4 protein-coding genes are annotated in these 11,909 nt (G+C 58.9%); 2 read left to right on the top strand and 2 right to left on the bottom strand.

Going from position 1 to position 11,909, the window contains the following annotated elements; translation table 11 throughout:
- The first annotated feature begins 131 nt into the window (after window positions 1–131).
- Window positions 132–1,130: a type I glyceraldehyde-3-phosphate dehydrogenase gene (gap, locus tag HUW35_RS15675; RefSeq protein WP_181253166.1), complete on the top strand. Its 999-nt coding sequence runs from the start codon at window positions 132–134 to the stop codon at window positions 1,128–1,130.
- A gap of 49 nt (window positions 1,131–1,179) precedes the next feature.
- A complete protein-coding gene (locus HUW35_RS15670; RefSeq protein WP_181253165.1) occupies window positions 1,180–2,097 on the top strand; it encodes a 1-phosphofructokinase family hexose kinase in 918 nt (305 codons plus the stop codon).
- Window positions 2,098–2,123: 26 nt separating this feature from the next.
- On the opposite strand, the gene HUW35_RS15665 is transcribed toward HUW35_RS15670, so the two are convergent.
- Together HUW35_RS15665 and HUW35_RS15660 are read right to left on the bottom strand one after the other, a co-directional pair.
- A complete protein-coding gene (locus tag HUW35_RS15665; RefSeq protein ID WP_181253164.1) occupies window positions 2,124–10,751 on the bottom strand; it encodes a GH36-type glycosyl hydrolase domain-containing protein in 8,628 nt (2,875 codons plus the stop codon).
- Window positions 10,748–11,737 carry a universal stress protein gene (locus HUW35_RS15660; protein WP_181253163.1) on the bottom strand — a complete coding sequence of 330 codons (990 nt, stop codon included), beginning with the start codon at window positions 11,735–11,737 and terminating at the stop codon, window positions 10,748–10,750. The genes HUW35_RS15665 and HUW35_RS15660 overlap by 4 nt, the downstream gene beginning before the upstream one ends.
- Between the last annotated feature and the right edge of the window lie 172 nt (window positions 11,738–11,909).

Below are 11,909 nucleotides of genomic sequence, written 5' to 3'. Positions count from 1 at the left end.
TACAGCTGTGTGGTTCGCTGAACTAACGCATGCACAACTATTATTTAGACAGAGTGTAGGAACCATCGGTCAGGCTTGAGAGGAGACAGATGACAATTGCGGTAATAGACGCAGATATCAGGAAATAAAGAATGAGAATCGGCATCAATGGACTGGGCCGTATCGGCCGGCAAGTACTTCGAATTGCACTTGAATCACATCATGGCGGTTTGGAGGTTGTCCACGTAAATGACCTGGCCAGTGAAAAGGAGCTGGCATATCTGCTGGAACTTGATACCACCTACCACACCCGGGGCCTGAAGGTGCACGGCGAAGATGGTGTCCTGTCTATTGACGGGCAGACGATTTCGGTGACCGCGGAAAGCGATCCGACGAGGCTTCCCTGGGGGGAGAAAGGTGTCGATATTGTTTTTGATGCGACCGGCATGTTCCGCACCAGAGCAGGAGCCGCGAAACACATCACCGCGGGCGCGAAAAAGGTTCTGATTTCGGCCCCCGGTCAAAGCATGATCGACGGTCACTTCGTGGTGGGCGTCAATGACCACCGCTACGACCGCCATCGGCATAACATCATCTCCACTGCGAGTTGTACGACGAACTGTCTGGCGCCGGTGGCCAAGGTCCTGAATGACGAATTCGGGATAGAGCATGGCATGATCAACACCATCCATGCTTATACGTCCTCGCAGAATCTGGTTGATGGTCACAACAACAAGCTCCGGCGAGGTCGGGCGGCAGCGGCAAACTTGGTGCCCACCACCACGGGGGCCGCGACCACCATCGGTCTTATTCTGCCGACGCTGGCTGGCAAGCTACACGGCTGCGCGGTGAGAGCACCGATCAAATGCGGTTCCCTGTTGGATCTGACATGTACGTTACATAAAGGCACCAATGTCGACGAGGTCAACAATACATTCCGGCATTGGGCGGAAGGTCCGCTAAAGGACATCCTGGCGGTGGATGACCGCGAATTGGTATCCAGCGACATTGTCGGTAAACCCTACAGCGCCATTATCACCACCAAAGACACCTATATGGTGGGTGATAAATTCCTCAAGGTGCTCGCCTGGTACGACAACGAATGGGCTTTCTCACAACGTTGCGTCGATATGATCACGCGAATGCTCTAGTCAAAAGGCGTGAGCGGATCCCCTGCTTCCACGCCGGTCGGGAAAGCCGATGACAATTGTCACCATTACCCTCAACCCCTGTATAGACAGAACTGTCTCTGTCGAACAAATCCTTCCCGATTGCAAACTCTCCTGCTCGAACGTGCGAGATTATCCGGGCGGTGGTGGCATCAATGTGGCGCGGGTAGCGAGCCGACTGGGCTCTAACGTTTGCGCTTACTGGAGCTGTGGCGGGGAAAATGGTCAGCGACTCGCGCGGTTCCTCGATGAAGAAAGTGTCTCCCACAAGCCGATTCCCATCGATGCGCCGACACGGGAAAACCTGATTGTAAGGGAGGAGACCAGCGGTAATCTGTTCCGCTTCGGGATGCCGGGCCCCCTGCTCGCAGACACCGAGCGCCAACGCTGGATACAGCAGATACGAGAAATCCCAACTTCCGTGCGCTATGTGGTGTTTAGTGGAAGCCTGCCGGAGGGTTCGGCGGCGGAATGGTTCGAGGATTTACTGCGCGCAGTTCCGAAAGGTATTCGGATCATCGTGGATACCAAAAAAGAGCCGCTGCGCCGCGCGCTCGATGTGGGCGTCTACCTGATCAAACCCAATGTGCGTGAGATGGAGGAGCTTGTGGGCGCCGAGCTGTCTGATGACGCCTCCATCGAGCGCGCCACCCGCAAAATCATCGAGCAACACGGCACCGAAGTTGTGATCCTGTCCCTGGGCCGCGGTGGGATACTTCTAGCCACCGCAGACCGGTTGGAGAGGATCGCCGCACCCTCGGTGCGCCTGCGCAGTAAAGTGGGTGCCGGCGATGCTGTGGTTGGCGGGCTGATTTCCGCCCTGTGCCGGGACACAACCCTGCCTGAGGCCGCAAGGTTTGGCGTCGCCGCCGGGGCGGCTGCGGTGATGACCGAGGGCACCGAGCTTTGCCAGAAATCCGACGTCGAGCGACTATTTCGAGCCATGTGACGCTCACGACCACACCACACTCCGAGTCATTCTTCACCGGCGACCTCGACCGCCTTGAACACCCAGCGCACCGTGTGGTGCTGCCCATCATCCTTCAGCGGAAGATACGTCTCCCCTACCCGCTCGCCATTCAATGTGAGCTCGGCAATCTCCCGCGGCGACCCGCCACAGTTCACCACCTCGACATCGTAACGACTGCGCTTGAAGGCAAGTGACAGTTTATACGTCTGCCAGGATGTCGGCAGGCAGGGTTCTATTGCCAGTCGATCGCCATTGAGAATTTTCGCTCCCAGCAATACTTCCATGGCGCCGCGATAGAGCCAACCGGATGCGCCGGAATACCAGGTCCAGCCGCCCCGCCCCACATGTGGCGGGACCCCGTAAACGTCGCCCGCGAGTACATAGGGCTCAGTGCGATAGCGCTGCACACCCTCCGGTGTATCGGTATGGGTAATCGGGTTGATCAGGCTGAACAGGTGGTGGGCGCGCTCGCAGTGCTCCAGCCCCCCAGCGGCCCATACCGACCAGGTGGCGGCGTGGGTGTACTGGCCACCGTTTTCACGGATGCCTGGGGGGTAGCCTTTGATATAGCCCGGATCTTTCTTGGTTTTATCGAACGCCGGCTTCAGCAACAGGACCTGCCGCGCATCCTCCTGAACCAGGTGCTCGTAGGCAGAGGCCATGGCTTGCCGCGCGCGATCGGTGGGTGCCTCCTGCGAGAGTACCGACCACGCCTGTGCAATCAGGTCGATCTTGCACTCATCGCTTTCCCGGGAACCCACTGGTGTGCCGTCATCGTAGTAGGCGCGCCTGTACCAGGCGCCATCCCAGCCGCTCTCCTCCACCTGGTTGCGGAAATTTTCCCCCAGCGCGCGGTAATACTCCGCGAGGCCGGTATCACCGATGTACTCGCACAAGGGCGACATGTCGCGACACACGCGCAGCAGGAACCAGCCCATCCATACAGACTCCCCGCGACCAGTGGTACTGATGCGGCTGAAGCCATCGTTCCAGTCCCCGTTCCCGATGACCGGCAGGCCGTGCGGTCCTACGGCACTCGCTCTCTCGATGGCGCGACAACAGTGTTCGTACAGGGAGCCGGATTCGTCACTGGTATGGAATTCGGCGTATCGCTCGTGCTCGTCCTTTTGCAGTGGCGCACCCCGCAGATAGGACACCGGCTCATGGAGGATGTCGTAGTCTCCGGTGGTACGGATATATTGGGCGGTGACGAACGGCAGCCACAGCAAGTCGTCAGAGCACCGGGTGCGCACACCGCGCAACGGGTTTTCATGCCACCAGTGCAGAACATCGCCATCCTGGAACTGGCGCGAGGCTGCCCGCAGGATATGTTCCCGGGTCCACTCCGGTTGCGTCCATAGCAGCGCCTGCACGTCTTGCAATTGATCGCGAAATCCAAAGGCTCCACTGGACTGGTAAAAGCCACTGCGGCCCCACAATCTGCAGGCCAGGGTCTGGTAGGGCAGCCAGCGATTTACCATCAGCTCTGTAGCTTTGTCCGGCACCTCGACCTGTACGCGGCCGAGGTACTCCTCCCAGAACTCCTCGAAGTCTGCCCGTGCGGATTCGGCGCGCTCCGGGTTGCGAAATTCTCCGGCCAGCGCAAGCGCCTGTGCCCGGTCTTCCCCCTCCCCCATTACGAAATAGATGTGCTGGGTTTCGCCGGCGCCAAGATCAATATGCACCTGATACGCCGCACATGGGTCGCCACCACACTGTACCCGCCCCGACAGACCGATTCGGAACAGTGCCTCCGGCGCTTCAAGGCTCACTGCGTTGCCGAGAAATTCGTGACGATCCGTGGTCAACCCGTGGGGCGGCAGGCTGGCGGTCAGGAACGCGATGCCGGGTTGCGCATCCGGTACGAACGCATTGCGGGCCAGTAGCGCGCTGTGTTCGGAATCAAATTCATTTACCAAATACGGCCAACTGCCTGCCCGCACCAGCCCCTGAATCCACTCCACGTAATAGGTGGCGGTCAGCCGTCGCGGGTTCTCTGAGCAATTGCGCAAGGTGAGACGGGCAAATTTCACCGGTGCATCTCGATCGGTGTAAAACCGCAACGCCTGTTCAAGACCGTGGCTATTGTGGCGGAATTCACTGTAGCCGGCGCCGTGGCGAACCTGGTAGGGAGCGTCTGCCGGCCGCGGCGCGGGCGTTGGCGTCCACACCTCCGCCGTTTCCTCATCCCGCAGGTAGAGCACCTCTCCGCTGGGATCGCGCACCGGGTCGTTATTCCATGCGGTCAAGCGATGCTCGCCACTATTACCACTCCAGGTACAACAGGACCCGCCCTCCGAAACCAGGCAACCAAACGTCGGGTTGGCAATGACATTCACCCACGGCGCCGGGGGGCGCTGGCCCGGCTGCAGATGCAATACATACTCGCGTCCGTCTGCAGAGAAACCACCCAGGCCGTTGTCGAACAGCAGATCATCAGGACGTTGCAGTGCGGGTGTCTGGTGCGGGTTTCCATCGCCATGGGGAACGGGAACAAACGGCGGCAACGCCTGCTGCTGGGCCTGCAACGTGGCAGCGCCCTGTAGCTGCTGCGCTACGGTGCCGGCGGATGAGCTGAGAATGGCCCGCGCGGCAGACAACAGACGCATCCGCTCTTCTCCCGGCAGTTCCTGGCCCGGCACCATCACCACAGCCCCGGATAGTTTGCGCAACGTGCGACCGCGAATATCGAGGATCATTTCCTGCAGGCGGTCTCGGGTCTGCTGCTCGTAACCCGCAGACTCTTCGTCAATGATGACGAGATCAACGGCAATTCCCCGTCCACACCAGTAGGTATGCGCCTGTAAAATTGACTCCGCGAAATCGATTTCCTGTTCGCTGGTGATATGTACCAGCAGGATCGGGTTATCACCGGAGATTCCCCGGCTCCACAAGCCGGGCTGAATATGGTGACTTTGCGCCAGTACCCTGGAGGGCGCCCGCAGGCCACCAAGCGGCGCCAGTACTACTGACAACAGTTCCATCATCCAGCGCATTGCACCGGCGGTGATATGCAGATTGTGCAGCTCCTGCTCCGTCTGCATACGCGCGAGATCAAATACCCAGCGCGCTTTGGGGCGAGAGCGGTAAGCGCGCAATGTTGCCAGCAGTTCCTGCCGGGACTTGCTGACACCGGTGAGATATACCACCTCAATTTCCGATTGGGGGGGCACCCTCACTTCCTGCGCTGCGGCAATCACCGGGTCCAGTACCGGGCCGGTCATACCGGTGAAGCCTGACAGGCCTGCGGCCATTGCCTGAGGCCGTACCGGCGATCCGCCACGACCGAGGAAGCGTGTGCGATCCGTTTCCCAGCCGAGGTGGTGACGTACGTCGGCCTGGACCAACACACTCACTGCCATGTAAATGGGTTTCTCGTTACTACCGCGAGGCCGCCGACGGTAAATCATCACCTGCTCTTCCGGCAGATATTGGCTCTCGACAAACAGCTTGGCGAAAGCGGGATGTCGCAGGTCTTCGCGCTCCGGCGCCAGTACCACCTCGGCAAAGTCTGCCAGCAGCAGGTGTCGCTCGCGGTTGCTCTCGTTCTTGATGACCAGGCGTCGTGCTTCGACATCGTGCTGTGAGCTGACGGCGATGTGCAGGCGACAGAATAATTCCGCTTCGCGGCGCTGCAATTCGACACCCTGTGGCGAAAAAGACGCTGTACAGCGGTTGGCATCGCCCCCGCAGGGAGCCAGTCCCACCGAGAACAGCACATCGTCGTCGAGATCACGTACGTAACAGAAGCGGCCCCATTGATGGAGGGTTGGATCTGGTTGCCAACGGGTCAGGGCGATATTGTCCCAGTAGCTGCCGCCAGCGCCATCTGCGGCCACTACCAGTGAGTAGTGACCGTTGGCGAGGAGATTGTACTGCGGGTAGGCTCGGGCGGGTTCGGCGTTCCACGTATCCAGTACGACCTCTGCATGGAAGGTGCGCACGACCCCCGGACGCTTCCAGGGTTTCAGTGCCGGCGGCGCTGCCGGCAGACGCTCATGCAATAGCGGCGTCAGGCCGGCAATACGCACATCACTGTGGAAACGCTGCAACATGACGTCGTCGTGCAGGAAATTATTGATCGCCAGCAGGATCATGCCCTGGTGGTGGCTCATATAGGAGCGCACCGTGCGCGCGCGGCGCGGCGCCGGCTTGGCGGTGCGTCCGAAGTCGATGGCCTCGTGCAGACCAAACTGCCCGTAACCGCCATGGCTGCGTATCTGACCCAGGTTCTCGATGACCTTGTCCGCGCAGAACGGCAGCGCCATCATCGAGGCATAGGGCGCGATTACCAGTCGTTCGCCAAGATCCCGGCGGAAACCGATACCCGGTACGCCGAACGCCCGGTATTGATAGTGGAGATGGCTGTCCAATTCGTAAAATCCGGATTCCGCAATGCCCCACGGCACCCCGAAGCGATCGGCGAATTCCCTGTGCACCTCAATCGCACTGCGACAGGCTCGGCCTATCAGGCTGTGGTCCGGGGTCTCCATCATCAACCGCGGCATCAGGTATTCAAACAGGGTGGCGCTCCAGGACATCAACACCACACGGCGACGGATGCGCCGGAAAGGACGTTCCAGATACTGCCAGTGCTGAGCCGGCACATCCCCCTTGGCTACGGCAATAAATCCGGTAAGACGGGATTCCGATGCCAGCAGATCGTAGTAGTTCGCATCGAGAGAGGCGTCATTGACGTTATAGCCGATATGGAAAAGATGCCGCTGGCTGTCATACAGGAAGGCGAAGTCCATTTCATGCACCCATTCCCGAGCTCGGGCCGCCAGCCGGTGCAGGTCCTTGCGGTAAATAACGGCATTCTCCTGGGCGATCATCAGTGCAGTGCCCAGCCTCTTGCTCCAGGCTTCTGCGCTGCTTCGTTGCGCCTCACTGACGGCGGCAAGGTCCGCATTCAATCCCTGCAATTGCTGTGCGGCACGCGCGCATGTCTGTTCCAGGGTTTTCAGTGTGATCGGGCCATCAAGGATCTGTGCCAACGCACGAAAGCTTTCCGCAGCCTGGCTGCCCTGTTCTCGACACGCCACCGGGGGCGCTTTCATCAGCCGCAACCAGGGCTCCAGGTTTTCCTGATAGCGCCGCGCGGCAACCGCATGCTGGTGCAGTTCATCAAGCCAGTGACGCAGTCGACCGAGGGATTCCGCACTGAAACTCTCATCTCGCTCAATCAGCGCGAGCACCCGTTCGTGCAATGCTGGCACATCGCGCTCGTAAATATCATCGATGATCTCCCACCATGAGTCCTCATCCGCCCTGATCTCGAGTCTTTCGCGTAACAGCGTAATCTGGGCAGTGATTTCGCGCACTTCCGTGGGTGTCGCTTCGGGATTTGTCGACTGAAGGGTTTCACCGACGACCCCCAGTGTATCGGCGATCCCCAGCACCAGCTGACGACCGTTGAGGGGAGCGGTGTCCAAATTTTCGAGACCACTCGCCAGCGTCAACAGACTGCCCGCCAGGTTGCCGCTGTCCACCGTCGACACATAGCGCGGATTCAACGGGTGGAGTTCGCGGGTTTCATACCAGTTGAGGAAGTGGCCGCGATAGCGCTCGAGCCCCCGCATTCTATCGAAGGTATTGTTCAGCCGAGCGAGAAGCTGGGTCAGGTCGAGATACCCGAAATCATAGGCACTGAGGTTGGACAAAATTCCCAGCCCGATATTGGTCGGCGACGTACGGCGGGCAAGAACAGCAACCGGCTCTTCCTGATAATTGTCCGGTGGCAGCCAGTGATCATCGGGGCCCATGAAATGCTCGAAGAAGTACCAGGTGCGCCGCGCGAGCAGGCGCAAGTCTCGCTTGTCGCCCCCCCCGAGTTGCTGGTTTTCAAAGCTACGCGGCTGATCGATGTGGCGAATCAACTTTGGCAACAGCAACCAGGCGATGAGAAACGGTCCGGCGGCAAGCAGGCTTGCTGGTTCCGACCAAATTAGCCAGACGATCAGTCCAATAGCGAGCGCGGGTGCGATCCATAGCGCACGCCAGCGCCGACTGCTCGGAAGGCCCGTACTGACTGAACGATTGACCTGTGCCGCAGAGGTCCACTGCAGCAGGTGGCGACGTGAAATCCCCAGCCTGAACAGCGTGCGAATGATGGCATCCAGCGCATTGAGCGCCTGTACCGGCAGAATGGCCAGAGACATCAGCCAGTGCAGGACACGCTGTTGCAATACGGCGGGTGCGCTGCGCAGTCGCAGTGGTGCTCGCCGCAGATCCGCCAACGTTTGCCACAATATCGAAAGCAGCTCCGACCAGACAGGCACTGCGGAAACCAGCAGCAATCCGAGCGTCCACACCAGTGGGCTACCGGGCAGCAAGCCGCACCAGGCCACAACAAAAAGGGCCAGTAACGCCGGGGCTTCCAGGCTGCGGCGCAGGTTGTCGAGGATTTTCCAGCGTTGAATGACGGGTAGAGGGTTGGCTACCTTTTCACCACTATCCAATGTGACCCGCTTGCGCAGCCAGGGAAGTAGCTGCCAATCCCCGCGAATCCAGCGATGGGATCGCTTCAGCAGCGCAAGGAGATTGGGGGGGTACTGCTCGTAAAACACGGCATCGGAAATCAGTGCCGCACCACCCACCGCCCCTTCCAGCAAATCGTGGCTCAGAATGGTGTTTTCCGGAAGGTGCCCTGCGAGTGTTTGTGAAAATACCCTCGGATCGTAAATACCCTTGCCGGCAAAAATACCCTCCCCGAACAGATCCTGATACGCATCGGAAACCGCGTGGGTATACAGGTCTACCGTGCGATCACCAGAGAAGATCTCACTGAACACGGTTTCTTCTGCACCGGCAGGATCAATCTCGAGCCTGGGCTGTAAAAATCCGTGCCCGGCGATGACCCGCCGACCTTCGGTGTCGATCACCAGCCGATTCAGGGGGTGTGCCATGGTAGCGATCAGCCGCGCCGCCGTTGCTGGCGGCATATGGCTATCTGCATCGAGGGTGATAACAAAGTGAACACCCTTTAGTTGATCAAAATCTCCAACCTGGGTGGTAAAGCTATGATCCTCGTGTCCTTTCAGCAGCCGGTTGAATTCAACCAGTTTTCCGCGCTTGCGCTCCCACCCCATCCAGCACTTTTCCGCCGCATTCCAGTTCCTTTCCCGGTGCAGTAACAGGAATGGCTGCCGTCCGCCTTCCACGCTGTAACGCTGATTCAGTGCGTCGACGGCGTCCGTCAGGAACTGCAATAGCGCCTCGTCACCGGAAACCGCCTGGCTCTCGGCATCGGCAAAGTCACTGAGTATCACGTAGGCCAATTGCTGGTCATCATTGTTCAGATAGTTCATCTCCAGGCACTGGAGAATCCGCTCAACGTCATCACAATCGGCAAACAGCACCGGCATCACCACCGCGGTTCGGCACGCGTCCGGTATTCCGTGTTGGAAGTCCATTTTGGGCAATTTGTGTGGATGCAGACTGTGGGTAATCAGCCCGTTGACCAATGACAGTGCAATACCCACGACTGGCACAGCGGCGATGGCAACCGCGAGCAACGTCAGTACGATAGATACATCACTGACGAGTAGGAAGACCGCCAGTGCGATCAGCAGCGGGATAGAAAAGAATGCCAGGGTGGAGAAGTAGACGGTGGAGGCGTTGTGCAACACCTTCTGCTGTACCCGTCTTTGAAAATCCGGCTTGAAATTGACCGCCGCATCGAGCGATGGCCGCCCCTCGGCGATTAGATAATAACCGATATGTCGCCGCCGGCTGTCATCCGTCTCCTGATCACTGAGCTCAACCACACGCTGGGCTATACGGTGTTCGGCGGTATCACTGCCCCGCGCCAGCTGTTCGATGACGCCCCGGTACTGGTCGCGGGTGGCGAAGTCCATATCGATATAGGCACCCGCCGGATCCGTCTCCAGAATTCGCTCAACCCGGCTCAGGGATTCGACAAAGTGACGCCAATCATAGGTACGTAACTCTCGCAGGCTGATAATCGCACTGGCGATACCGACGCTTTCCGGTTCCTCCTGCTGCGCGATTGTTTTCAGGGATTCTTCCGCGCAGTCTGCCAGTTTCTGCAGCAGGCTCAGGCGCAGTGCTGCCGGCAGCGCCCAAAGCTCACCGGTGGTCAGGATGGTCTCTTCCTGGTACTGATCGACCAGATGGTGAACAGATTCTAGGTCCAGTGGCTGCCTGACTTCACCCACCAGTGCCGTAGCCAGGGACCAGACCCGCAGATCCGTATTTTCGTTTTCACCGGCGATCTTCGGTAGCTGCTTGAGGTATTTCGGCGGTACAGACTCCCGCACCACTTCGAGCGCTTCCTGAACCACATGACGGTTGTCCAGCAGCCACTCTTCACTGCGGGTCCCCTTTTCTCCCGCTTCTACACGGGCGGCCAGTTGCCGGTATACCGTTTGAAAGTCGGCTTCCAGGTGTCGCAGATAGGATTTGAGCGGGAACTTCTCGCGCTCACTGATCAGGTGGCGATGGCGCTTCGCAAGGGCCGCTATTTCTTCCGTGCGATCCTGGAGATGCTCGTTCGCGTTTTCCGGGACCGGTGTTGGCTTATGCCTCGAAGATTTTTGGGATGGTGCTCGGCGCGAAAAAAACTTGCGCGCACGACCGATTCGATCGGTATTTCCGCGTCGCAGTTTCATTGTTGGGCTGAGCTGTCGTTAGAAAGTGTTGGATGACGAATTTCACAAATATGGGCACCAGTGCGCAATGCCTGTAGCTGGGCTTCCGGGAGATCCTGAAAGACCAGCACCGGCAGATCGCTCTGGCACATTACGGTGTGGCAGACTGTGCCGGTGACCTGCTGGGCCCCACTTTGCCAGTCGTGGGCACTCATGGCGATCAGGTCCACCTTCTCCCGGGCCGCAGTCGCATAGATGTGTTCTGCGATATTCTGCGCAATCTGTAGCTGCGGCGTAACCTTGATGCCGTTCCTCAGCTGCCGTGCTATTTCTTCCAGATAGGCCTCGGCGGCGCGTCGGTTACACTCCACGAACTTTTCCCGCGTCGCATGCTCTTCCTTGGTAATGGGCATACGTCGAGGCATCTCCGGTATCGCGATTACCTGCAACAGGATTATCTCCACCTTCTGACCGCGCATCAGCGTGGCAATCTGGCAGGCAACCCACTCTGAGCGCGGAGACCCATCCATGGAGATCAGAATCCGCTGGTAGTCGGTCTCTCCTTCGCCCACCGGCGTTCCCACCGGGCGCACCACCATAAACGAGCGTCCGGAGCCACTGAGTACTTTCTGTGCGGTGCTACCGAAGTCGAAACGACTGATACCTCCCTTGCCGAACGCGGTAATCACAATCAGGTCGATATCGTGTTCTTCACAGTATTCGACAATCTGCTCTGCCGGGCGGCCTTCGACGATGGAAAGCGTCACTTCAATTTTTTGCTCGGCAATCTGATCGGCGAGCCCCTTGAGATAACTGCGTAATTCCGCCCTGCGCAAACGCCACTCCACCGGGTCTGTACAGTGCTCATCAGAATGGGAGGGCGATTTCTGCACATGTAACAGGTGAATGTCCGCCCCGCTGCTGCGGGCCAGGGTGATGGCATGTGCGACAGCTTCTTCGGCAAGTGAAGAGCTATCGAGTGGCAATAGGATATGTTTAAACGGCATAGCTGTTCCCCCGACAGGCGCGGCTTACTGACGTTATGGATAGGCGTTTACAGATAAAGGGGCCGTGACCGGCCGTATTATTTGAATCTGGGTGACTCAATGACTTCGGGGCACTGATAGCGAGAAAAGCGGGAAATCAGCACGCGCATTCAGCTTAGCTCGGCTATGGTCA

The sequence above is a fragment of the Microbulbifer sp. YPW1 genome, assembly GCF_013367775.1.
GTDB lineage: Bacteria > Pseudomonadota > Gammaproteobacteria > Pseudomonadales > Cellvibrionaceae > Microbulbifer.
The sequence above is the reverse complement of the archived record's forward strand: the minus strand, read 5'-3'. Positions and strand labels throughout refer to the sequence as shown.